Source organism: Microbacterium terrae (assembly GCF_017831975.1).
Taxonomy (GTDB): Bacteria; Actinomycetota; Actinomycetes; order Actinomycetales; family Microbacteriaceae; genus Microbacterium; species Microbacterium terrae.
On sequence record NZ_JAFDSS010000001.1, the window covers coordinates 1,074,459 to 1,097,153 of the forward strand.

22 protein-coding genes, 1 tRNA gene and 1 pseudogene are annotated in these 22,695 nt (G+C 71.7%); 11 read left to right on the top strand and 13 right to left on the bottom strand.

Going from position 1 to position 22,695, the window contains the following annotated elements; all coding sequences use genetic code 11:
* Nucleotides 1–27: 27 nt before the first annotated feature.
* Genes JOD63_RS04890 through idi form a run of 7 tightly spaced genes read right to left on the bottom strand, consistent with a single transcriptional unit; the run spans nucleotide 28 to nucleotide 5,629 of the window.
* The gene (locus JOD63_RS04890; protein WP_045274760.1) at nucleotides 28–921 is read right to left on the bottom strand and encodes a prenyltransferase; all 894 of its coding nucleotides are present in this window, start codon (nucleotides 919–921) and stop codon (nucleotides 28–30) included.
* Nucleotides 918–1,226 carry a lycopene cyclase domain-containing protein gene (locus JOD63_RS04895; RefSeq protein WP_045274759.1) on the bottom strand — a complete coding sequence of 103 codons (309 nt, stop codon included), beginning with the start codon at nucleotides 1,224–1,226 and terminating at the stop codon, nucleotides 918–920. Before JOD63_RS04895 ends, JOD63_RS04890 begins: the two co-directional genes overlap by 4 nt.
* Nucleotides 1,223–1,579, bottom strand: a complete 357-nt coding sequence (locus JOD63_RS04900) for a lycopene cyclase domain-containing protein (protein ID WP_045274758.1) — start codon at nucleotides 1,577–1,579, stop codon at nucleotides 1,223–1,225. The genes JOD63_RS04895 and JOD63_RS04900 overlap by 4 nt, the downstream gene beginning before the upstream one ends.
* 3 nt (nucleotides 1,580–1,582) lie before the next feature.
* Entirely contained in the window at nucleotides 1,583–3,151 is a 1,569-nt protein-coding gene (crtI, locus tag JOD63_RS04905; RefSeq protein WP_045274757.1) for a phytoene desaturase family protein, read from the bottom strand.
* Nucleotides 3,148–4,029: a phytoene/squalene synthase family protein gene (locus JOD63_RS04910; RefSeq protein ID WP_052682403.1), complete on the bottom strand. Its 882-nt coding sequence runs from the start codon at nucleotides 4,027–4,029 to the stop codon at nucleotides 3,148–3,150. Before JOD63_RS04910 ends, crtI begins: the two co-directional genes overlap by 4 nt.
* Nucleotides 4,026–5,081 (bottom strand): polyprenyl synthetase family protein, encoded by a 1,056-nt coding sequence (locus JOD63_RS04915; protein WP_045274756.1) that lies wholly within the window; start codon nucleotides 5,079–5,081, stop codon nucleotides 4,026–4,028. Before JOD63_RS04915 ends, JOD63_RS04910 begins: the two co-directional genes overlap by 4 nt.
* The gene (idi, locus tag JOD63_RS04920) at nucleotides 5,078–5,629 is read right to left on the bottom strand and encodes an isopentenyl-diphosphate Delta-isomerase (protein ID WP_045274755.1); all 552 of its coding nucleotides are present in this window, start codon (nucleotides 5,627–5,629) and stop codon (nucleotides 5,078–5,080) included. The genes JOD63_RS04915 and idi overlap by 4 nt, the downstream gene beginning before the upstream one ends.
* Nucleotides 5,630–5,707: 78 nt before the next feature.
* On the opposite strand from idi, the gene JOD63_RS04925 reads away from it, so the two are divergent.
* Nucleotides 5,708–6,178 (top strand): MarR family winged helix-turn-helix transcriptional regulator, encoded by a 471-nt coding sequence (locus JOD63_RS04925; protein WP_045274754.1) that lies wholly within the window; start codon nucleotides 5,708–5,710, stop codon nucleotides 6,176–6,178.
* A gap of 109 nt (nucleotides 6,179–6,287) precedes the next feature.
* On the opposite strand, the gene JOD63_RS04930 is transcribed toward JOD63_RS04925, so the two are convergent.
* Nucleotides 6,288–6,361: transfer RNA gene (locus JOD63_RS04930), tRNA-Met, on the bottom strand.
* A gap of 105 nt (nucleotides 6,362–6,466) precedes the next feature.
* On the opposite strand from JOD63_RS04930, the gene JOD63_RS04935 reads away from it, so the two are divergent.
* A complete protein-coding gene (locus JOD63_RS04935; RefSeq protein ID WP_045274753.1) occupies nucleotides 6,467–6,976 on the top strand; it encodes a DUF6328 family protein in 510 nt (169 codons plus the stop codon).
* Nucleotides 6,973–7,791 carry a carbon-nitrogen hydrolase family protein gene (locus JOD63_RS04940; RefSeq protein ID WP_045274752.1) on the top strand — a complete coding sequence of 273 codons (819 nt, stop codon included), beginning with the start codon at nucleotides 6,973–6,975 and terminating at the stop codon, nucleotides 7,789–7,791. The genes JOD63_RS04935 and JOD63_RS04940 overlap by 4 nt, the downstream gene beginning before the upstream one ends.
* A gap of 30 nt (nucleotides 7,792–7,821) precedes the next feature.
* On the opposite strand, the gene JOD63_RS04945 is transcribed toward JOD63_RS04940, so the two are convergent.
* Nucleotides 7,822–9,021 (bottom strand): aminotransferase class I/II-fold pyridoxal phosphate-dependent enzyme, encoded by a 1,200-nt coding sequence (locus tag JOD63_RS04945; protein WP_045274751.1) that lies wholly within the window; start codon nucleotides 9,019–9,021, stop codon nucleotides 7,822–7,824.
* A gap of 115 nt (nucleotides 9,022–9,136) precedes the next feature.
* Here JOD63_RS04945 and JOD63_RS04950 point away from each other — a divergent pair, with 115 nt between their 5' ends.
* The 4 genes and pseudogenes from JOD63_RS04950 (at nucleotide 9,137) to JOD63_RS04960 (ending at nucleotide 13,676) form a co-directional block, all read left to right on the top strand.
* On the top strand, nucleotides 9,137–10,903 hold the full coding sequence (locus JOD63_RS04950) for a S1C family serine protease (RefSeq protein WP_211088051.1): 1,767 nt from the start codon (nucleotides 9,137–9,139) through the stop codon (nucleotides 10,901–10,903).
* A 106-nt stretch (nucleotides 10,904–11,009) separates the two neighbouring features.
* Nucleotides 11,010–11,861, top strand: a pseudogene (locus tag JOD63_RS04955) (CDP-glycerol glycerophosphotransferase family protein); the annotation flags it as partial.
* 70 nt (nucleotides 11,862–11,931) lie between these two features.
* A complete protein-coding gene (locus tag JOD63_RS18020) occupies nucleotides 11,932–12,231 on the top strand; it encodes a CDP-glycerol glycerophosphotransferase family protein (protein WP_307803160.1) in 300 nt (99 codons plus the stop codon).
* Entirely contained in the window at nucleotides 12,228–13,676 is a 1,449-nt protein-coding gene (locus JOD63_RS04960) for a CDP-glycerol glycerophosphotransferase family protein (RefSeq protein WP_045274423.1), read from the top strand. Before JOD63_RS18020 ends, JOD63_RS04960 begins: the two co-directional genes overlap by 4 nt.
* 38 nt (nucleotides 13,677–13,714) lie before the next feature.
* Here JOD63_RS04960 and JOD63_RS04965 read toward each other — a convergent pair whose 3' ends face one another.
* On the bottom strand, nucleotides 13,715–14,740 hold the full coding sequence (locus tag JOD63_RS04965) for a glycosyltransferase family 2 protein (RefSeq protein ID WP_045274424.1): 1,026 nt from the start codon (nucleotides 14,738–14,740) through the stop codon (nucleotides 13,715–13,717).
* A 110-nt stretch (nucleotides 14,741–14,850) separates the two neighbouring features.
* On the opposite strand from JOD63_RS04965, the gene JOD63_RS04970 reads away from it, so the two are divergent.
* Complete coding sequence (locus JOD63_RS04970; RefSeq protein ID WP_211088052.1) at nucleotides 14,851–16,140, top strand: CDP-glycerol glycerophosphotransferase family protein; 1,290 nt, start codon at nucleotides 14,851–14,853, stop codon at nucleotides 16,138–16,140.
* 6 nt (nucleotides 16,141–16,146) lie between these two features.
* On the opposite strand, the gene JOD63_RS04975 is transcribed toward JOD63_RS04970, so the two are convergent.
* Entirely contained in the window at nucleotides 16,147–17,091 is a 945-nt protein-coding gene (locus JOD63_RS04975) for a hypothetical protein (protein WP_045274426.1), read from the bottom strand.
* 56 nt (nucleotides 17,092–17,147) lie between these two features.
* Nucleotides 17,148–17,840 carry a phosphocholine cytidylyltransferase family protein gene (locus tag JOD63_RS04980; protein ID WP_045274427.1) on the bottom strand — a complete coding sequence of 231 codons (693 nt, stop codon included), beginning with the start codon at nucleotides 17,838–17,840 and terminating at the stop codon, nucleotides 17,148–17,150.
* A gap of 197 nt (nucleotides 17,841–18,037) precedes the next feature.
* Here JOD63_RS04980 and JOD63_RS04985 point away from each other — a divergent pair, with 197 nt between their 5' ends.
* Genes JOD63_RS04985 through JOD63_RS04995 form a run of 3 tightly spaced genes read left to right on the top strand, consistent with a single transcriptional unit; the run spans nucleotide 18,038 to nucleotide 21,300 of the window.
* The gene (locus JOD63_RS04985; protein WP_271180734.1) at nucleotides 18,038–19,432 is read left to right on the top strand and encodes an ABC transporter ATP-binding protein; all 1,395 of its coding nucleotides are present in this window, start codon (nucleotides 18,038–18,040) and stop codon (nucleotides 19,430–19,432) included.
* Entirely contained in the window at nucleotides 19,408–20,976 is a 1,569-nt protein-coding gene (locus JOD63_RS04990; RefSeq protein WP_045274429.1) for a hypothetical protein, read from the top strand. The genes JOD63_RS04985 and JOD63_RS04990 overlap by 25 nt, the downstream gene beginning before the upstream one ends.
* 57 nt (nucleotides 20,977–21,033) lie before the next feature.
* Nucleotides 21,034–21,300 carry a DUF3039 domain-containing protein gene (locus tag JOD63_RS04995; protein WP_045274430.1) on the top strand — a complete coding sequence of 89 codons (267 nt, stop codon included), beginning with the start codon at nucleotides 21,034–21,036 and terminating at the stop codon, nucleotides 21,298–21,300.
* Nucleotides 21,301–21,312: 12 nt separating this feature from the next.
* Here the strand turns inward: JOD63_RS04995 and JOD63_RS05000 are convergent, their stop codons facing one another.
* Entirely contained in the window at nucleotides 21,313–22,656 is a 1,344-nt protein-coding gene (locus JOD63_RS05000) for a nicotinate phosphoribosyltransferase (RefSeq protein ID WP_045274431.1), read from the bottom strand.
* Nucleotides 22,657–22,695 lie beyond the last annotated feature (39 nt).

The window sequence follows — 22,695 nt, forward strand, 5'->3', positions numbered from 1 at the left end:
GGGAGCCGGCCTTCGGCAGGACGCGGGTCATGCCGACAGCATCCAGAACCAGATCAGCAGCAGGGTCACCAGGAAGCCGGCGAGCTGGTTGAGCCACAGGAAGCGGTTCCAGCCGGCGGTCGCCGCGGCCGCGGTGTCGTCGGTGATGTTCCGGTACGGCCAGACCGTCAGGAGGTACGGCACCACGACGACGGCCGCGAGCGGGCCGGGCCAGGCCGTGGCGAGCATGACGACGCCCGCGGCGGTGTAGCAGGCGAGCGCGAAGCGCACCGTCCAGCGGGCGCCTCGGGCGGTGGCGATCGAGGCGATGCCCGCCTCGCGGTCGGCGGAGACGTCCTGCACCGCGCCGAACGCGTGGGAAGCCACACCCCAGAGCCCGAACGCGACGATCACGAGGACGAGCTGCCACGTCCACACGGCGCCGGCGAGCACGAGCCCGTAGACGGCGGGAGAGAAGAAGTGGATGCTGCTGGTCACCGAGTCGGCGAACGGGCGCTCTTTCAGGCGCAGCGGCGGAGCGCTGTAGAAGACGACGAAGAAGAGGCTGAGCGCGAGCACGAGCCAGGAGGCCGGAGAGCCGAGGGCGACGAGCACGACGAGGAACGGCAGGCAGGACAATCCCGCCGCCCACAGCGTGATCGGGTGCATCCGGCGGTCGAGCACGGCGCCGTGCGCGCCGCCCTTGCGGGGGTTGCGGAGGTCGGACTCGTAGTCGAACACGTCGTTGATGCCGTACATCGCGAGGTTGTAGGGGATCAGGAAGAACAGCGTGCCGATGATCCACGCCGCGTCGATGCGGTGCGCGGTCAGCAGATAGGCCGCGGCGAACGGGTAGGCCGTGTTGATCCAGCTCACCGGCCGCGACGACACCAGCAGGCGACGCGCGACTCCGCCGATGCGAAGCGGTTCCGTGGCGCTCACGCGGTGGCCTCCCGGCGCTGCAGGAGCGTGAAGACCGCCGGCACGAGGAATGCGGCGCAGACGGCGTACGAGAAGTCCTCGATCGGCGCGAGGCCGATGCGGATGCCGCTCAGATGCTCGGGAGGGTAGGTGAACAGCCCCGCGGCGATCATCAGGTTGTCGAAGATCGCGGTGAGGACGACGAGCACGGCCGCTGCGATACCGGATGCCGCCATGCGCCGGCCGAACCCCGGACGGCGGAGTGTCGCCAGGGCGATGAGCGCGGTGGCGAGCACGAAGGGCACGACGATGAGCGCATAGGTCATGTTCCTGCCCCCTCCCGTCGTGCGGCGGCGCGACGCTCGCGTGACCGATCGGCGATCCGTGCGGCGCCGCCGTACGCGACGAGGGCCAGGTAGCACAGGAACGCGAGGAACACCGGCTCCTCGAGCGGGAGGTGCGGGGCGAGGTCGATCCCGAGAAGGAGCGGGCTGTCGCCCTTGACGAACACCCCGGTGGCGATGCCCACGGCGTCCCACACCAGGAAGAACGCGGTGCCGATCGCGACGGCGGCGGCCGTCCGCCCCGGCGCGCGCCAGGCGGCGAGGCGCCAGCGGGCATCGAGGGCGGCGATCCCGGCGGCGGAGGCGAGGATCGCGACGAGGTAGAGACCGGGCACCTGTCACACTCTCGCAGGCTCGGCGAGCGGACCGGGGGAGCGGTCGCCGCGCAGGCGCTTGACGACGAGCTCCGCCGAGATCAGGCACATCGGCAGTCCGATGCCCGGCAGGGCGGACGTCCCGGCGTACGCGAGACCGCTGACCTTGCGCGACGCGTTGCGCGGACGGAACATCGCGCTCTGGCCGAGCGTGTGGGCGAGGCCGAGGGAGTTGCCCCGCCACGACCGCAGGTCGGCGGCGAAGTCGCCGGGGGCCACTGTCCGCCGCACCACGATGCGCTCGGCCAGGTCGGGGATGCCGCACCAGCGTGCGATCTGATCGATCACGGCGTCGGCCGCGGCCTCGACCGTCGGGTCGCCGCCGCCGGCGACGCCCCCGCGTCCGAGACCGGGGCCCGACTCGGGCTCGGCGGGGACCGGCACCAGCACGAAGAGGTTCTCGTGGCCGGGCGGTGCCACCGATGCGTCGGTCGCACTCGGTCGGCAGACGTAGAGTGACGCGGGCGCCGGGATGCGGGGTCGCGCGCCGAAGATCGCGTCGAAGTTCTCGCGCCAGTCGTCGGCGAAGAGCAGGGTGTGGTGCGCGAGCTGCGGCAGCTCGCCGTCCACCCCGAGCATGAGGAGGAGCGCGCCGGGACTCGGCGTGCGGCGATGCCACCAGCTCTCGGGGTAGCTGCGCAGGTGCGCAGGGAGCAGCGCCGTCTCGGTGTGGTGCAGGTCGGCAGTCGAGACGACGAGGTCGGCGCGGATGCTGCGCCCGTCGGCGAGGGTCACCCCGGTCGCGCGCGCCGCGTCGGTGTCGATGCCGACCACGTCGGCATCCGTCTCGATCTCGACCCCGGCGCGGCGCGCCAGGCGCTCGATCGCGGCGATCACCTCGACGAACCCGCCCCGCGGATACAGCACGCCGTCGTCGAGGTCGAGGTGGCTCATGAGGTGGTAGAGGCTGGGCACCGCATACGGCGAACCGCCGAGGAAGACCGCCGGGTAGCCGAGCACCTGCCGCAGCCGCGGGTCGGCGAAGCGCTTGTCGATGTGCGACGACAGGGAGCGGGTCAGCAGGGGAGCGAGCTGCGGGAGCCGGCGCAGGAGGGCGGGGTCGCGCAGTCCCGCCGTGGTCTCGTACGTGTCGTAGAGGAAGCGCGACACCGCCAGGTCGTACGCATCGCCCGCCGAGTCGAGGTAGGCGCCCAGCGCCGCCCCCGCCCCCGGCTCGACGCTCTCGAACAGCGCGGTGGCGGCCTCGCGCCCCGAGCGCACATCCAGAGCCGCGCGGCCGGTGGCCGGGTCGGAGTACACCCGGTAGGCGGGGTCGAGCGGCACGAGGTCGAGCTCGTCGGCCGCCGTGGTGCCGAGGAGACGGAAGAAGTGCTCGAACACCTCCGGCATCAGATACCAGCTCGGACCGGTGTCGAAACGGAATCCGTCGGCATCCCAGCTCCCCGCGCGGCCGCCGAGCTGCTCGCGTGCCTCGAGCAGCCGGACCGCGCAGCCCTCGTTCGCGAGGAGGGCGGCCGTGGCGAGGCCGGCGATGCCGCCGCCGATCACGACGGCGGTGCGGGGCGGGGTCATGCCTGAGCCGCCCGCGGGGCGAGTCCGAGCAGCGCGCGCGCGGCGATGACGGCCTTGACGCCGTCGGGGACGCGCACCCGGTCGTCGCCGCCAGCCGTGCGCAGCCGCGCCGAGAGCGCAGCGAACAGGTCGTGCGCCGCCGTCACCGCCCGGCGGCAGTCCGCCGGGAGCTGCGGCACGGTGGCAGCCGCGGCGGCGAGGTCGGCGTCGATGCCGTCGAGTACTTCCCCGCGCGTACGGGTGTCGCGGTCGAGAGCGAGGTAGTCGCGGCCGAGGCTGCGGGAGTCGTGGTCGACGTCGCGCAGGAAGTTGACGTCCTGGAACGCGCGGCCGAGGCGCCGGGCGCCGTCGACGAGGCCGGGTTCGGCCGCGTGCGGCTGCGCGTGCCCGGCGTTGACGAACACCTGCAGGCACATGAGCCCGACCACCTCGGCCGAGCCGTAGACGTAGGCGTCGTGGGATGCTGCGTCGTGCTGGGCGAGCGTGAGGTCGGTGCGCATGGCGGTGAAGAACGGTGTGATGAGGTCGGCTCCGATGCCACACTCGCGGGCCGTCCGGGCGAAGGCGTGCACGACCAGGTTCGCGCTGAATCCGCGGTCGATGGCTTCGAGGGTCTCCCGCTCCAGCCCGTCGAGCAGGGCGCCCGCCGCAGCCGGCGACAGTCCCGCGGCCGCCGCGGGCCCGTCGACGATCTCGTCGGCGACACGCACCAGCGCGTAGACGGTGCGGACGTGGGGGCGCACGCGGGGTCCGAGGAGGCGGCAGGCGAGGCCGAAAGAGGTCGAGTAGCGGGCGATGACGACGGATGCCGCATCCGTCGCCGTGCGGTCGTACAGGGCGAGCCCGGTCGCGGCTGTCGCGACGGCGCGGTCGGTCACGGCATCCTCTTCTCGACGGCATCGGCGATCTCGCGGAGGAGGTCTCCGGCGGCGGTGGGGAGCAGGGTGGAGCGCGAGGCCGTGCGTGCGTCGTCGAGCGTGCCGGCGATGAGTTCCGCTACTGCCGTTCGCGCCCCGCTGTGCTCGAGCGCTCGCTGGGCCTCCCGCACCGCGACGGGTCCGGTGTGGGCGATGTCGACGGCGGAGCGCACGCTGTTCCATGTCTCGTCGGTGCGGGCGTACGCCAGGAGCGGGGTGCGCTTGCGCTCGCGCAGGTCGGCCCCGCGGTCGCGACCCGCCTCGGCCTCGCTGCCGAAGGCGCCGATCAGGTCGTCGACGAGCTGGAAGGCGAGGCCGAGCCGTCCGCCGGCGTGCGCGACGAGGTCGCGGGCGCCCGCCGATGCGCCGGCGAGGACGGCTCCGGTGCGCAGCGGTGCGCTGAAGGAGTACACGGCGGTCTTGTCGTGCGTGGTCGACAGGAGCGCGTCGGGCTCCGCGATGTCGCTCGCGACGCTGTGCGCCACGTCGGCGAGCTCGCCGGCTGCGGATGCGAAAACCGCGTCGTCGAGGATGGCGAGGAGCTCGGTGCGGACGGCGGGGGAGGCGTCGACGGTCGCAACGAGGCGCACCGACTCCACCAGCAGCAGGTCGCCGGCGAGGATCGCGGCGGCGTCGCCGAGGAGCGCGGCTCCCGTCGCGTCCGCCCCCGTCGCCGTGCCGCGCCTGCGGAACTCGCCCGCCACGTTGGGGACGCCGCGGCGCATCGTGTCGTGGTCGATGACGTCGTCGTGCACGACGAACGCGGTGTGGAGCAGTTCGTACGCCGCCGCCATGGTGATGGCCGCGGCCCGGTGATCGCCCGGACCCCCGAAGGCGTCGTACGCCCTGACCACGAGTGCGGGACGCAGCCGCTTGCCCCCGCGCGTGGCACGCGACAGCGCGTCGGAGAGCGCCGCGAAGTCGGTGCCGCGCGTGCGCGCCTGGGCGCGGATCCGGGCGAGCGAGGCCTCGATCGCCTCGTCGATCGCATGTTGGTCGGAGGTCGCGATCATGACGCCTGCAGCTGGGCGACAGTGGAGTCGAAGAGGTGCATCTGCTCCGCCTGCAGCACGAGCCAGGGGCTGAAGGCCCACGGCGTCGTGCGGATCGACGCGGCGAGGTCGTCGGCTTCGACCCAGCGTGCTTCGGCGACCTCGAGCGGATTGGGTTCGGGTTCGTCGTCGGTCACCGCGACGAAGACGGGGCAGATCTCGTACTCGACCATGCCGCTCGCATCGACGGCACGGTAGCGGAACAGGGGCAGCGCGAGTCGCACGTCCCGCAGCGTGATGCCGAGCTCGTGACCGGCGTGGCGGTGCACGGCGGCGGGAACAGGCTCGGCGGGGCGCGGGTGACCGCAGAACGAGTTGCTCCACACCCCGGGCCACGTCTTCTTTCCGAGAGCGCGCCGGGTGACGAGGACCTGACCCGCGGAGTTCACGACATGGCACGAGAAGGCGAGGTGCAATGCCGTTTCGGTGCCGTGGACACTACTCTTCGGAGCGGTGCCTATCGCGCGGCCTTCCTCGTCGAGCAGCACCACGTGATCGATCTCAGTCATGAATCGCCTCCTAGTTCGCTAGTTTAGCTAGCGATTTCATGCTGCTGATGCTACAAGGGTAGGGGAGGGGGTGTCCACATGTCCCAGCGATGGATCCCGCAGACTCCGCACGAGCATGCCGTCATGGCGGTGCTGCGCGACGTCCGGGCGTTCAGCGACGCGATGGATCGGATGCACGGCGGCATGAAGGGCGACATGGCGATGAACGCCACCGACCTGCAGGCGCTGCGGATGATGATCATGCGCGAGCAGCGCGAGGAGGCGGTGTCGCCCCACGACGTCGCCCGGCACCTGCGCATCACCACGGCGTCCACGACCAAGCTGCTGGACCGACTCACGGAGTCGGGGCACATCGAGCGACAGCCGCACCCGACCGATCGCCGCGCCCGCATCGTCGTCCTCACCGAGGAGTCGCGTCAGGCGTTCTACCGTCACTTCGGTGAGAAGCTCTTCGCGATGCGTGTGGTCGCGGAGCGATTCGACGAATCCGACCTCGCCGTGGTGTCGAGATTCCTCAGCGAGATCAGCGACGCGATCGATCCGGACTGAGGCTGCGCGATCTGATCCGAGCGAAGAAATCACTGGTCAGAAGCGTTTTTCAGCACTCGCGGGAAATGCGAAGAAGGCGCCCCCCGGAGGGGACGCCTTCTTCTACTTGTTGCGGGGACAGGATTTGAACCTGCGACCTCTGGGTTATGAGCCCAGCGAGCTACCGAGCTGCTCCACCCCGCGGCACAAGAAGTAAACCTAGCACGGATATCGGGAGTGCGCGAATCGAGGCCGCGTTCGCCGCCGCGTCCGCTTGCCGCCCGGGCGGGCCGCCGCAAAGATGGGGGCATGGCATCGCCCCGCGACACCGACCCGCTCGACGATCGCGTGGACGGTCGGGACGAGACTCCCACGGAGCGAGCGGACCGCAACTGGTCGGAGGTGCTGCAGGAGTTGCGTGTCCTTCAGACGGGCACGCAGATCCTCACCGGCTTCCTGCTCGCCCTCGCCTTCCAGCCGGCCTTCGCCGATCTGTCCGACCCCCAGCGGGCGGCATACCTGACCCTCGTCGTGCTCTCTGCGCTGAGCTCGATCATCGCGCTCGCCCCCGTCGCCCTCCATCGGGCGCTGTTCCAGCGGCGCGCGAAGCCGGAGGTCGTCGCCTACGGTCATGCTGCGCTCATCACGGCGCTGCTGACCGTCTCGGTGCTGCTCGTGGGCGTCGTGATGTTCGTGTTCGACGTCGTCATCGCCTCCACAGCCGCCTGGATCGCCGGCGGCGCCCTGGCGCTGGTGATCGCCGCGCTGTGGGTCATCGCACCACTTCGCATCCGTGCACGGACGGGAGCGCCGGAATGAGCGCGCCCGCACGCTCCGTCGGCGTCGCCGTCGCGCAGTTCGCGCCCGTGGCCGACACCGCCGCGAACGTCGACGCCATCGCTCGGCTGACCGCAGAGGCTGTGCGACGTGGCGCGCGCCTCGTGGTCTTCCCCGAGTACGCGAGCTACTTCGTCGATCCCTTCGACCCCACGCTCGCCGAGCATGCCCAAGCCCTCGACGGCCCGTTCGTCCGCGCTCTGACCGATCTCGCGGCACAGCATGACGTGCATCTGGTCGCCGGTCTCGTCGAGCGTGCGGGCGACGAGCGTCATGTGCACAACACCGCGGTCGCCGTCGGCGCGTCGGGGCTGCTGGCGCGCTATCGCAAGCTCCACCTGTACGACGCGTTCGGCCAGCGCGAGTCGGACTGGGTCGCGCCCGGCGCCGTCGAAGAGCCTCAGACGTTCGAGGTCGACGGCCTCACCGTCGGACTGATGACCTGCTACGACCTCCGGTTCCCCGAGGTCGCCCGGCTGCTCGCCGATGCGGGCGCCGACCTCGTCGCGGTGCCGGCGGAGTGGGTGCGCGGCCCTCTCAAGGAGCACCACTGGCGCACCCTCCTCCACGCGCGGGCGATCGAGAACACCCTCTTCGTCGCAGCTGCCGACCACCCGCCGCCGCTCGGCGTCGGGTCGTCGCTCATCGTCGACCCGCAGGGGGTCGAGGTCGCGGCGATCGGAACCGGCACCGACGTGGCGGTGGCGCACCTCGATGCCGATGCCGTCGAACGTGTGCGCCGGGTGAATCCGGCCCTGCGGCTGCGTCGGTTCACCGTCGTCGAGCGCCCGAGCTGAGACGCCTCCGGGAGCGGCGGCCGGGTGGGATCAGAACGCGGCTGCGAGCCGGGTCGCGGCATCCTCGAGCACGTCGACGCGCTTGCACGCGGCGAACCGCACCAGCGTGCGGTAGTCGCCGCGGTGCTCCGGAGACACGAACGCGGTGAGGGGGATCGCGACGACCCCCGCACGGCGGGGGAGTTCGCGGCAGAAGTCGCCCGCATCGTCGGCTCCGAGGGGCGCGGCATCGGCGACGGTGAAGTACGAGCCCGCAGGGGGCGACACGTCGAACCCCGCGGCCACCAGGCCGGCGCCGAGGAGGTCGCGCTTCGCACGCAGCGCGGTGGCGATCTCGGCGAAGAAGGTGTCGGGGAGGCGCAGACCCGTCGCGATCGCGGGCTGGAACGGCGACCCGTTCACGTACGTCAGGAACTGCTTCACGGCGAGCACCGCCTCGATGAGGCGCGCCGGCCCGCTCACCCACCCGATCTTCCATCCGGTCGTCGAGAACGTCTTGCCGGCCGACGAGATCGTCAGCGTCCGCTCGCGCGCACCGGGGAGCCCGGCGATCGGCACATGCGCCGCATCGAAGACGAGATGCTCGTAGACCTCGTCGGTGACGATCACCGCGTCGTGGTGCTCGGCCAGGCGCACGACCTCGTCGCGCACCTCGGCGGTGAACACCGCACCGGTCGGGTTGTGCGGGTCGTTGACGAGGATCACGCGCGTGCGGTCGCTCACGGCGCGACGGAGGTCGTCGAGGTCGGGCTGGAACGCCGGCCAGCGCAGCGGCACCGGCACGAGGCGCGCGCCGGTCAGTGCGACGACGGCGGCATACGCGTCGTAGAACGGCTCGAACACGACGACCTCGTCGTCGGGGCCGTCGAGGAGGGCGAGGAGCGTCGCCGCCAGCGCCTCGGTGGCGCCGGCCGTGATCAGCACCTCGCGTGCAGGGTCGACGGCGAGGCCGTAGAAGCGCTCCTGATGCTCGGCGACGGCCGCGAGGAGGTCGGCGGTGCCGCGCCCGGGCGGGTACTGGTTCTCGCCCCGTGCGATCGCCTCCCGCGCGGCCTCGAGCACCTCGCGGGGCCCGTCCTCGTCGGGGAAGCCCTGACCGAGATTGATCGCGCCGGTGGTCGCCGCGAGCGCGGACATCTCGGCGAACACGGTGGGACGCATGGTTCCGTCGGCATCGACGAGGCCTGCGCCGTGGGCGGTGCGGCGCCAGCCGCCGGTGAGTGCGAGCATCGGTCACACGGTACTCGACCGACACATGCGTGTTGCATAGCCGGGTCCCATCTTCGTCATAAGAAACACACAGCCTGCGCGGGCAAGGTGATGAGTGCTTGGAAGAAGGAGCATCATGAGCGACAACCAGGGCGAGCGCCCCGCAGAGACCACCCCTCAGAACACGGATGCTGCGCACACGGGTGACTCCGTGGCAGCCGCGCCCGTCGCTCCGGCGACGGAGCCCGCAGCGCCGGCGGTCGCGCCCGACGCGGCATCCGCGCAGCCGGCACCCTCGGCCGCGCCCGAGACCCCCGCCGCGGCAGCGCCCTCGGTTCCGCCGGTTCCGCCGCTCCCGCAGGCAGCAGCCGCGCAGACGCCTGCCCCGCAGGCGCCGGCCGCACCGGCCGCGCACACGCCGGCCCCGCAGACCCCGGCCGCGCAGCCTCCGGCCGCGCAGGCCCCGCACGCGGGCACCTGGAACGCGCCGCAGCAGCCGACCCCGCCCGCGGGCTACCCGACGCCGCAGCCGGGCCAGACCTACGCGCGTCCCCACGGGTACGCGGGCCAGCAGCCGCAGCCGCAGCAGTATGCGTCGACCCAGCCCGGTGCATCCTTCGGAAGCGCCGCCGTCGGCGATGCGTACGCGACGGCGCCGATCACCGGTGCCGTCATCACCGCGCCGGCCGAGCCCAAGAAGAAGCCGGGCGCCGGCAAGGTCGTCGGCCTGCTCGTGGCCGCCGCCATCGTCGGGGGCGCGGCCGGTCTCGGCGGCGCGTACGCCGGGGTGAACCTGTTCGCCCCCGCCACCACCTCGTCGGCATCGGCGCCCACGACCGTCACGGTCAACGACACCGACGACGTCAACCAGACGACCGGCATCGCGGCGACGGCTCTGCCGAGCGTCGTCACCATCGCGGCGACGAGCTCAAGCGCGAGCGGCACCGGCTCGGGCGTCATCCTGAGCAAGGACGGGTACATCGTCACCAATACGCACGTCGTGACCCTCGACGGTGCGAGCGGCGACGCGACGGTGCAGGTGACCACTTCCGACGGCCACGTGTACGCGGCCGAGGTCGTCGGCACCGATCCGACCTACGACCTCGCGGTCATCAAGATCGACGCCGACGAGGCGCTCACCCCGATCGAGTTCGCCTCGTCGAGCGACCTCAACGTCGGAGACACGGCGGTCGCCGTCGGCGCACCGCTGGGACTCTCGAACACCGTCACCACCGGCATCGTGAGCGCGCTCAACCGCTCGATCGAGATCGCCTCGTCTGCAGCGCCCGACTCCGGAGACAGCGACTCGAGCGAGGGCGACGGGCAGGACGACGGGCAGGAGGGCGGACCCTTCCAGTTCGACTTCGGCCAGGGTCAGACCCAGTCGACCCCGACGCAGACGATCTCGATCGCGGTCATCCAGACCGACGCAGCGATCAACCCCGGCAACTCGGGCGGCGCGCTGGTCGATGACGAGGGCCGGCTCATCGGCATCAACGTCGCCATCGCCTCGGCCGGCAGCTCGTCCGACGGCTCGGGCTCGATCGGCGTCGGCTTCGCGATCCCGTCCGACATCGTCGAGCGCGTCACCGACGAGATCATCACCGACGGCGCCGCGACCCACGGCCTCCTGGGAGCCATGGTGAGCCCGGCCGCCTCCGAGGACGGTGCGACCATCACCGGCGCCTACCTCCATGAAGTGACCCCCGACGGCGCCGCGCAGGCCGCCGGCCTCCAGGCGGGCGACATCGTCATCGAGTTCAACGGCGTGCCGATCACCGACTCGGTCGACCTGACCGCTCAGGTGCGCGCCGCCGCCGCCGGCAGCGATGCGACGGTCACGTACGTCCGCGACGGCGAGACCGAGAAGGTCGATGTGACCCTCGGCACGCTCGCCCAGTAAGCGCCTCCCGGCTCCGGACGCCACCCCGCGATAGGCTCGCGGGGTGGCGTCCTTCTCGTTCGGCGCGGGAAATGCGCGAAAGCTCGCATCGATCCCGCTCTACGCGATGGGGCGCCTCGTGACCGCTGTCGTCCCCCGCGCCGATGGTGAATGGGTGTTCGGCTGCGGCGCCGGCATCGGCGACGGAGCGCTGGCGCTGTGGCAGCGTGCCGCGCTCGACGGCACACCCGCGGTCTGGCTCGTGGGGTCGGAACGGGAGCGGGCGGATGCCGCGGCGCGCGGCATCCCGGTCGTCGCGAAGAACTCGTTCGCGGGATTCTGGCGCACGGCGCGGGCACGGGTGATCGTCGTCACGCACGGATTCGGCGACGTCAACCGCTACGCGGTGTCGGGAGGATTCGTCGCACAGCTGTGGCACGGGATCCCGCTCAAGCGCATCGGCCTCGATTCGCCGGCGACGCTGCGCCCGCCGCGGGTGTTCGGGCCCGGGCGCATCCCCGGTGCCGCGTTAGTCTCGCGCCTGCTGGCACGGATGTACCGGGCCGCCACCCGCGACATCGACCTGATCCCCGCCGCGTCGCATCTGGTGCGCGGCAGACTCGAATCGGCGTTCGGTCTCGCCGACGCGCGCATCCGGGTGGTCGGCGAGCCGCGCGTCGACGTCCTCACAGGCGGCGACCCGGCGAGCCGCCGGTCGACAGCTCGCGAGACGATCGCCGCGATCACCGGCGCGATCGGCGACGACGAGCGCCTCGTGCTCTACGCCCCGACATGGCGCGACGGCGCGGTCGACCCCGCAGTCCCGTCGGCGGCGGACTGGCAGGCGATCGTCGACGTGCTCGAGGCCCATGACGCGGTGCTCCTGGTGCGCTCGCATCCGCTCGGCGCCGGCAGGTACGCGCCCCCGGTGTCCACCGATCGGGTCCGGGCCCTCGGCAGCGATCTGGTCGCCGATGTGACGCCGGTGCTCCCCGGCCTCGACGTGCTGGTGACGGACTACTCCTCGCTCGCCTACGACAGCCGCACTCGTGCCGCTGCCGGTCGTCTTCCTCGCGCCCGACCTCGAGGAGTACGCCCACGATCGCGGCTTCTACGGCACCTACGACGACGTCGCGGGGCCGGATCCCGCCCGCGACTGGGTCGCTGCTGCTGCGCAGCTCGACGCCGTCCTGGGCGACCGTGGCGAACGGGACCGCCGCACCGCCCGCGCACGGGCGCTCAGTGAGCGCGTGCACGCCTTCCACGACGGCCAGGCGACCGAGCGCGTCTACCGCGCCATCCGGTCCGCAGCCTCGCCGACGGACCACCCGACGAGAGGACACCGATGACCGACGCCCGCTTCACCGTCGAAGGCGGCCCGGCGCTGGTGATCTCGGGCCGGGGGCCGCGGCCGCGTGCCGTCGAGCTCGTGGGGTCGCGGGCGCGGGCGAGCGCCGTGATGACCGGCAGAGGCACCACGTGGCGGGCGACGATCGCATTGCGCGCCGCGCGCTGGGGCGGGCCTCAGCTGCCGCTGCCCACCGGCGACTACGAGCTCCGCATCGACGCGGGTGACGCGGTCGACGTCTCGGAGTCGGCGCCGGTCGCCCTCGTGCAGCTCGGCACCCTCCGGGCGTCGCTCGCCGGCTGGACGGTGACCATCGGACCGCCGATCGACCCCGCGTACGACTCGGGAGAGGGGCAGGATGCCCTCGAGCGGCGCTATGCGGGCCGTGTCGGCACGCTCGAGAACGCGGTCTTCTTCGAGAGCTTCTACGGGCGCAACGCCGGATGCAACCCGCTCGCCATCGATCGCGAGCTCGCCCGCGTGGCTCCGGCGGTGACGCGGTACTGGAGCGTCGTCGACCTCTCGGTGGCTGTGCCCGACGGCGCAGTCGCCGTCGTCGAAGGCAGCCCCGAATGGTGGCGTGCGCGCGGAGCGGCGCGCCTCCTCGTCGTCAACGACTGGCTGCGGCGACGCTTCGTACGCCGGCCGGGACAGGTCGTGGTGCAGACCTGGCACGGGACGCCGCTCAAGCGCCTGGCCCTGCACCGCCCGGGGTTCGATCCGCGGCGCTGGGCTGCGGTGGTGCGCGAGTCGCGGCGCTGGAACGTGCTCCTCGCGCAGAATCCCTACGGGGCGCGCATCCTCTCCAAGGCGTATGCGTTCCTCACCCGGCCGGTGTGGATCGAGGGCTACCCGCGCAACGACGTGCTCACCACGGGCGACGCCGAGGCGACGCGCGCGGCGCTGGGCGTCTCGGCATCCGACCGCGTCGTGCTGTACGCGCCGACATGGCGCGACGACCGCCGCGAGATGGTCGACTTCGTCGACCCGGTTCAGCTGGCCCACGACCTCGATGCCGTCGTGCTGGTGCGCGGGCACTCGCGCACCCTGCTGCCCGGCAAGGACGCCGAGGGCCCGCGCGTGGTCGACGTGACGGGCTTCCCCGACACGTCGGCGCTGCTGCTCGCCGCGGATGCGCTCGTCACGGACTACTCGTCGGTCATGTTCGACTTCTCGGTGACAGGCAAGCCGATGTTCTTCCTCGTACCCGACCTCGAGCACTTCCGCGGCGAGCTGCGCGGGTTCTACTTCGACCTCGCCGAGCACGCCCCGGGCCCGGTCGTGCGCTCGCAGGACGAGCTGGTCGCGGCGTTCGCCGCGCACGATCCCGCCGTCCACGAGGAGCGGTACCGTCTGTGGCGCGCGCGCTTCAACGCCCGCGACGATGGGCATGCGGCCGAGCGCGTGGTCGCGCGGATCCTCGATCAGGGGTTCGTCGAGCGCTGACGCGCGAACCACGTCGAGCGCTGAGCGCTCACCGAGCGCTACGGCAGCGGCGTGTTGCGATCGCCCAGCCGCGAGGTGTCGACGGTGTCGTGCGCGCCCGCGGCGAGGCCCAGGAGGAAGCCCGAGCCCCACGACAGGTGCATGGTCGGGATCACCGCTGCGGTCCACAGCTTGTCGCGCGCGCCATGCCCGCCGCCGGAGCCGATCGCCACTGCGGCGATCACGAGCACATAGGCGATGATCGGCAGGTAAACGATGGATGCCGCGCCCGACACCCAGCCGGACAGCACGCCGGTGAGCTGCAGCACGCCGACGACGACCGCCACCGCGATGTCGACCACGAGCAGGGGCGGCGCGAAGAACCGCAGCGAGTTGCCCCGGCCGTAGCGGCGCACGAGTTCGCCTCGCCAGCGCCCCGTCGCGGCGAACTGGCGTGCCAGTCGCGTCCAGCTCTCGCGGGGCCAGTACGTCACCGCGAGCGCCGGGTCGAACCAGACGCGGTAGCCGGCGCGGCGGATGCGCAGGTTCAGCTCCCAGTCCTCGCCGCGGCGTATCGACTCGTCGAACAGGCCCACCTCGTCGAGCACGGCCCGGCGCATCACGCCGAGGTAGGCCGACTCGGCCTCGCCCTCGTGCGTGCCGCCGTGATAGGTGGCGCCGCCCAGGCCGATGGGGGAGTTGTAGGCGCGCGCCACAGCGCGCTGGAACGGGGTGCGGCCGTCGGCCCGCATCACGCCGCCGACGTTCGCCGCGCGGGCGCGATCCAGCGTGGCGAGCGCCTCGCGGGTGTACCCCGGCTCGAGCTCGGAGTGCGCGTCGACCCGGACGACGGTCGGGTAGCGCCCGGCGCGGATGGCGAGGTTCAGTCCGATCGGGATGTCGGCGTCGGGGTTGTCGACGAGCACGATGCGCGGATGCCGCTCGGCGAGCCGGCGGGCGAGTTCGGTGGTGCCGTCGGTGGAGGGCCCGAGGGCGAGGATCACCTCGGACGGACCGTCGACCTCCTGCGCGAGCACCGTGTCGACGGCGCGCTCCAGGTAGTCGCTCTCGTTGAGCACCGGCATGACGAATGTGACACCCGCGCCGTGGGGGACCGGTGGAGCGTCCCTGCGTCCGCGATGTTCGTCCTGCACGCGTCGATCATGACACGGGCCACCCGGTTAGGCTGAAATGCGTGGGTGTGATCTCGGATGCCAAGAAGGCCGTCGCTCTGGTCCGCAAGGCCGTGCAGAGCCGATCGGCGGTCATCGAGGTCCGTCGCACCCTGAAGGCGCTGCCGAAGCACCCGCGCATGCACTACCGGGTCGCGGTGTACTTCGCGGACGGCGCCGTGAACATGTACCAGATGCGCCAGTGGTACAAGCCGCTGGCCGAGCTCGCGAAGATCTGGCCGGTCGTGGTGCTCAGCCGCAACGCCACCGGCGCGCGGGCGATGCTCGCCGAAGACGCGCCGCCGGTCGCGTTCGTGCCGACCGTGCGGGATCTCGAGCGATTCATCGCGAAGCAGGACATCCGCGTCGTGCTCTACGTCAACCAGAACACCCGGAACTTCCAGATGTTCCGCTATGGGCGTCGCTGGCACGTGTTCATCAACCACGGCGAGTCCGACAAGATGTACATGACCACGAACCAGTTCAAGGCGTACGACTACGCCCTGGTCGCCGGCGACGCCGCCCGCGAGCGGCTCTCCCGCGTGCTGTGGGACTACGACCTGGACCGCCGGACCATCGAGATCGGTCGACCCCAGGCCGACCACTACTCCGGCGTCCTGCCGTACACGCCCGACGGGCGCACGGTGGTGCTCTACGCGCCCACCTGGGAGGGTGACCGTCCCTCTGCCCACTACGGGTCGATCCGCACGCACGGCGAGGCGCTCGTGACCGCGCTGCTCGCCACGGGGCGGCACCGGGTCGTCTACCGCCCGCACCCGCGCTCGGGCGTCGTCGACGCCGAGTACGGCGCAGCGAACAAGCGGATCGTGGCGGCGATCGCTGCGGCGAACTCCGCCGACCCCACAGCGCAGCACGTCTTCGACGACGGTCCGGATCTCGGCTGGCAGCTCTCGGCCGCCGACGTCGCGATCGTCGACATCTCGGCCATGGTGTACGACCGGCTGGCCGCCGACAAGCCGCTGCTCATCACGCGCCCGACCGACCCCCGCGCCCTCATCGACACGCACGGCTACCTGTCGGCGTGCGAGTGGCTCGACGTCGCGGCAGCACCCGCGGTGGTCGCCGAGACCGAGCGCGTGCTCGGCGACCCCGAGTCCGTCGCCCGCCTCGACAAGTGGGTGCACCACTACTTCGGCGACGCGACGCCGGGCGCGGCGACGGAGCGCTTCCACGGCGCGATCAGATCGCTCATGGAGTCGTGGGACACCTGGTATGCGCGGTCGTCGGCCGACCCCGCCGACGAGCAGCCCGAGGCCGACGAGGCCGACCTCGACGACATCGTCGAAGCCTGAGCGGCGTCAGCCTCCGCGCGACTCGAGCGCCGGGTCCGGCTCGCCCACCGCATCGGGCTTCTCCTTCACGGAGCGCCTGCCGGGAGTGAACCTGCCGACGGTGGCGGCGCCGCGGCTGACGCCCGAGACGACGGCTTCGCCCGCGCGACGGATGCCGCGGCCGGCGGTGTGCTCGAGGCGAGAGGCGCCCGGTCGCGGTTCGAGCTCCGCGGGCAGCGCGACCGGCGGTGCGCCGAACGCGCGACGAGCGCCCACGAGCACCCGCCGCCCCAGGATGTTGTTGCCCGCGCCGCCGATGACGGCGCCGATGCCGAACGGTAGTGCCTTGCCGATCCACGACGCGCCGCCGCGCGCGGCGAACTGATGGATGAACGCGGTCTTGAGCCGGTCGACCATCGGGCCGACCGCCGCGCGGGGGAGCGTCTTGGTGATCATCTCGCCCCAGTAGCGCTCGCGCGCCGGGCCACGGCCGGATGCCTGCGCGGCGAGCTGGGCGACGAGGTCGACGCCCTCCTTGCCCATCATCAGCGTCAGCACGAGTGCGCGCGCGCGGTCGGGGTCGGAGACGGGGATGCCGTGCACCTCGGCGACGGATTGGGCGAACAGGGCGGTGGTCTCGAGGAACCCCACCGTCTCGACGCCGCTGATCGCGAGGGTGACGCCGGTCCCGATCCCGGGGATCACGGCTGTCGCGCCGACAGCGGCGCCGCCCGTGGTCACGGCGGCGAGGTACCGCCGCTCGAGGATCGCGACGATGGTCTCGGGTGAGGCATCCGGATGCCGCAGGCGAATGCTGCGCAGGTGCGCGAGCACGGCCGGTCGCTGGATCGCGAGGACGCGGTCGAGCGCCCGGACCGTGCGCGGATGCTCCTCCGAGCCGACGGGCGGCAGCGTTCCCTGCCACGGCGCGTCGTCGGGCAGGGAGTGGATGCGGTGAACCTTGTCGGCCATCGGGCCGATCCTAGGCGCAGATGCGCGGGGGAGGCTGGGAGGCCGCCCGATGCGGATCAGACGTAGAGGTTCGCCCGCTCGAGGTCTTCGGCGAAGTCGACCTCGACCGCGTACAGGTCGGAGATGTCGAGCGGTTCGAGCATCAGGCCGTCTTCGGCGATCGCGAGCTCGAGGCCCCGCTCGAAGTAGTCCTGGTCGTCGACGCGGGTGAGGTGGCGGATGAACGCCTTCTTGTCGCGGGACGAGATGAAGTTGATGCCGACCGCCTCGCCGATGCCGCCGACGACGGTCTTGGACAGCTCGGCGATGAAGCCCTCGGACGTGGTCGTGTACTTGACCTCTTCGTCGGAGACCTTCGAGGTGTTGACCGTGACGAACGACTGGTCGCGCTCGATCAGCTCGATGGCGCGGCCGAGCACGCGCGGGTCGAAGACAACGTCGCCGTTCATCCACAGCACGCCGCCCTTGCCGGTCTTCGACAGGGCGCGCAGCAGGCTCTTCGACGTGTTGGTCTGGTCGTAGCGCTCGTTGTAGACGTAATCGACCTGCGGGAACGCCTCGACGATCGTCTCGGCGCGGTAGCCGACCACGGTGGTGATGCGCGCATCGGTGCCGAAGGCGGCACGGATGTTGTCGTGCTGCTGCTGCATGATGCTGCGGCCGTCGCCGAGCTCGGTCAGGGGCTTGGGCAGGCTGCGCCCGAGGCGAGAGCCCATTCCGGCTGCGAGAATGACGGTCTGAAGAGTCACGACTGCTCCTCCTGAAGTGCTGTGTTCACGGTGGATTCACCGACGAGACACCCCTTCGTGCCGGGTCCATGTTAGCGATGACCGCTGAGAAGGTGCAGAATGAGCGGTCGCCGTTGTCAATCTGTGACAAAACTGCGTTCCTGGGAATCGTCGTATCGATCCGACGCCGTGACGAGGGGGCTTGGTACGTTTGATCGGTGACAGCTTCTCTGCCGATGCCCCACGACGGTCCGTCTGACGAGCGGACCGACGGCGTGAGCGCGAAGATCGTGCGTCTTCCTGCGCAGAAGAAGTCGCGCCCGTCGAAGAAGGGCGGAGGGCGCGGGCGGACTCCTGCCGTGCACCCGGGGCCGCCGCCGCCGCTTCCCGCCGATCTTCTCGGCGACGACCTGGTGATCCCGCCGAAGCCCCCGCTTCCGCCGCTTCCCCCGACCGGTGACACGGCCGCGGAAGACGCGCCGGCTGCGGTCGAAGACGAGGCCGTCGAGGAGGCGGCCATTGACGATGCGGACATCGAGTCCCCGGCCGTCGACGACGAGGTCGTCGAGGACGAAGACGAAGTCGTCGAAGATGCGGCCGTCGATCCGGTCGCAGTCGAGGAGACCCCTGTCGACGAGGCGACTGTCGCAGACGACCTCATCGCCGAGGAGGCGATCGCGGACGAACCTCCTTCGGAGCAGGCCGTAGACGAAGCCTCAACTGCGGACGAGGTCGTCGTAGAAGACGAGCTCGTCGCAGAAGACGCGGCCGCCGCTGAGGACGAGGCTGCCGCTGAGGACGAGGTCGTCGCAGGCGACGCGCTCGCCTTCGCGGCCGCGGCACCGGCCGTCGCGACCGACGTGCTCGTGCTGCGCGGTGTCACGAAGAGCTTCGGAGCGACGCGCGCCGTCGACGCCGTCGATCTCACCGTGCCGGCCGGCACGTTCTACGGACTGGTCGGCCCGAACGGTGCCGGCAAGACGACCACCCTGTCGATGATCGCCGGTCTGCTCACTCCCGACCGCGGCAGCGTCACGGTCGGCGGGATCGATGCGGCATCCGACCCCCGCGCCGTCAAGCGCCTCATCGGCGTGCTGCCCGACCGCCTGCGCACCTTCGACCGGCTCACCGGACGCCAGCTTCTCCATTACTACGGGACCCTCCGGGGACTGCGCCCCGCGATCGTCGAGAGCCGCACGGCCGACCTCGCCCGCGCATTCGACCTCACCGATGCGCTCGGGCGGGTCGTGTCGGACTACTCGGCCGGCATGCTCAAGAAGGTCATGCTCGCGGGCGCCCTGATCCACTCGCCGCGCCTGCTCGTGCTCGATGAGCCGTTCGAGTCGGTCGATCCGGTCTCGAGCGCGATCATCCTCGACATCCTCAAGACCTACGTCGCCCACGGCGGCACCGTGATCCTCTCGAGCCACGGCATGGACCTCGTCGAGAGCGTGTGCACGCGCGTGGCGGTCGTCGTCGCCGGGCAGGTGCTCGCCGAGGGCCCCGTCGATGAGGTGCGCGGCGAGCTCACACTCGAGCAGCGCTTCGTCGAACTCGCGGGTGGCCTCAGCGACGTGGAGGGCCTCGAGTGGCTGCACACGTTCTCCGGCTGAGGCTCGCGCTCCTCGTCGGTGCGCTGCGCGGCGATGCCCGGCACGTCGCACGCACGATCGCCGGGCTGGTGCTGCTGACCGCAGCCACCGTGCTCGGGTTCTGGGCCCTGCTGACGCTCCGAGACGTTCCGACCGAGACCGCGGAAGCCGTCATCGTCTTCGGCGGCGCAGCGGTCACGGGCGGCTTCGCGCTCGCGCCGCTCATCGCCTCGGCCGACGACCCGCTCGACCCCCGCCGCTTCGCGACGTTCGGGCTGCCCCGCGGACCCCTGGCCGCGGTCACCGCCGTCGTCGGGCTCGTGAGCGTCCCCCTCGCCGTGGTCGCCGCGCTGGCGGTCGCCGGTGTCGTCGTGTGGGATGCCCACGGCGTGGCCCTGCCTGTCTCCGTCATCGGTGCGCTGCTGGGCGTCGCCACGTGCGCGATGCTCGCACGGGTGAGCATGGGTCTCGCCGCGATGTTCCTGCGCGAGCGTCGCTCGCGTGAGCTGAGCGGCCTCTTCGTGATCGCCGTGCTGGTCGTCGTGGTCCCCGTCGGAGTCTTCCTCACGTCGCTGGAGTGGCGACGGGCGGTGCCGACGCAGTTGAGCGAGGCCGTCGACATCCTCGCCGTGACGCCGCTCGGCGCCCCGTGGGCCCTTCCCGCCCGCGTCGCCGCCGGCGACCCCGCGGCGTGGCAGTCGCTGCTCGTGGCCCTCGGCACGATCGCCGGACTCGGACTCGTGTGGTGGTGGATCGTCGAGCGGATGCTGACGACCACCGAGCGGCCGATGTCGGGTCGAGCACGTGGCGGCCTCGGGTGGTTCGGTGTCGCGCCGGGCACTCCGGGCGGCGCGATCGCCGCACGGAGCATGCTCTACTGGTTCCGCGATCGCCGGCACCTCGTGAATCTCCTCGTGGTTCCGGTCGCCGCGGCGGTGACCGTCGTACCCCTCCTCATCGCCGGGGTTCCGCCCGAGATCGTCGCCCTGGTGCCGGTTCCATTCGCGGCGCTGTTCCTCGGCTGGCTGCCGCACAACGACCTCGCGTACGACTCGACTGCGCTGTGGATGCACATCGCCAGCGCGACCCGGGGTATCGCCGACCGTCTCGGCAGACTGGTGCCGGTGCTGCTGGTCGGCGTGCCGCTGCTCGCGGTCGCCGTGCCCGTCGCGATCTCGTTCCACGGCCGCTGGGCGATGCTCCCCGCCCTCGCCGGCGTGAGCGTATGCCTCTTCCTCTCGGGGTTGGGACTGTCGAGCATCTCGTCGGTCGCCGCCCCCTATGCCGTGTCGCGCCCCGGCGAGAGCCCCTTCCAGCATCCGCAGCGCACAGGCGCCGGCGGAGCGATCTCGCAGGGTGTCGTGATGATCGGCGCGATCATCCTCAGCGCACCCACCCTGTGGTGGGCCTGGATCGCTCTCACCGACGACATCGCCGCCGCTGAGACGGCGCTGTGGGGAGGGCTCGCCATCGGCGGCGGCGTGCTCGTGGTCGGGCTGATCGTCGGCTCGGCGGTGTTCGAGCGCAGCGGCGGACGGCTCATGGAGTTCGCCGAGTCGACCTGACCGGCATCCGCACCTCGACCGCCCGTTACCGCGAGCGGCCGACTACACTGGCACACCATGAGCACCCCCCTCGACAGCCCCGACCAGGGCGGCTTGGCCACCCTCGATCGCGAGCTCGAAGAGCTCCTCAAAGAGGAGAACGTCGAACCGGGCGATCATGAGCGGTTCTCGCACTACGTCAAGAAGGACAAGATCCTCGAGTCGGCGATCACCGGCAAGCCCGTGCGGGCGCTCTGCGGCAAGAAGTGGACGCCGGGGCGCGACCCCGAGAAGTTCCCGGTATGCCCCACGTGCAAAGAGATCTACGAGTCGCTGCAGGCCTGAGGTCCGGGCGCGTCAGGCGCCGCCGGCCTCGACGAACCGCGTCGGGATGGCCGGATCCGACCGGCTGAGGGCGAGCGCCCGCACCGGGAGCTCCTCGCGGACCATCGCGTGGTGTTCGCGCGCGGCTTCGACGCCCCGTGGGCCCTCGTGTGCGGCATCCGGGTCTCCGGCCTGCATCAGCACGGACTGCAGCGCCCGCGCGTCGGGGTGCGACGCGGCGGCGTCGAGCTCCTCGAATCCGTCCGACACGGCGATCAGCTCGCTGGTCGCGGTGCCGCGTTCGAGGGTGCGAAACGCCGCCTTGCGCCCGCCGCGGGACCCCTTGTCGGTCGACGCCTTCGCCACCGCGACCCAGCCGCCGGCCGAGTCCTGGCGCGCGACCAGCTTGTAGACCATGCCGGCCGTGGGGGTGCCCGACCCGGTGACCACCGATGTGCCGACGCCGTAGGCGTCGACGGGGGAGGCGGCGAGGGCCGCGATCGCGTACTCGTCGAGGTCGCTCGTCACCGTGATGCGCGTGCCGGTCGCCCCGAGGCCGTCGAGCTGCTCGCGCACCGTTGCGGCCACCGTCGGCAGGTCGCCCGAGTCGATGCGCACGCCGCCGAGGCCGGTCCCGGCGACCCGGATCGCCGTGTCGACACCCGTGCGGATGTCGTAGGTGTCGACGAGGAGGGTGGTGCCGACGCCGAGCGAGGCGACCTGCGCGCGGAAGGCATCTTCCTCGGTGTCGTGCAGGAGGGTCCAGGAATGGGCGGCGGTGCCCATGGTCGGCACGCCCCAGGTGCGGCCGGCCTCGAGGTTCGAGGTCGCGCCGAAGCCGGCGATGTACGCCGCACGGGCGGCGGCGACGGCCGACGACTCGCCCGCCCTCCGAGAGCCCATCTCGGCGAGCGGGCGGTCTCCCGCGGCGATGCTCATGCGCGCCGCGGCGGTGGCGACTGCCGAATCATGGTTCAGCACGCTGAGGGCGAGCGTCTCGAGCAGCACGGCCTCGGCGAAGGTGCCCTCGACGGTCAGGATGGGAGAGCCGGGGAAGTACAGCTCGCCCTCGCGGTAGCCGGTGATCGACCCGGTGAACCGGTAGCCCTCGAGGAAGGCGACGGTGGCGGCATCCACCACCTTCTCGTCTCGCAGATACCGCAGCTCGTCGTCTCCGAAGCGGAAATCGCGGATGAGGCTCAAGAGTCGCCCGGTGCCGGCCACGACGCCGAAGCGCCGGCCGCCCGGGAGTCGCCGACCGAACAGCTCGAACACGCACCGGCGCTGCGCGGTCCCGTCGCGCAGTGCCGCGTCGAGCATCGTGAGCTCGTAGCGATCGGTGAGCAGTGCTGTGCTCCGAGGGAAGTCCGCGCTCATGGGGTCAGCCTAGTGAGCAGGGCGCGTAGGCTTGACGAT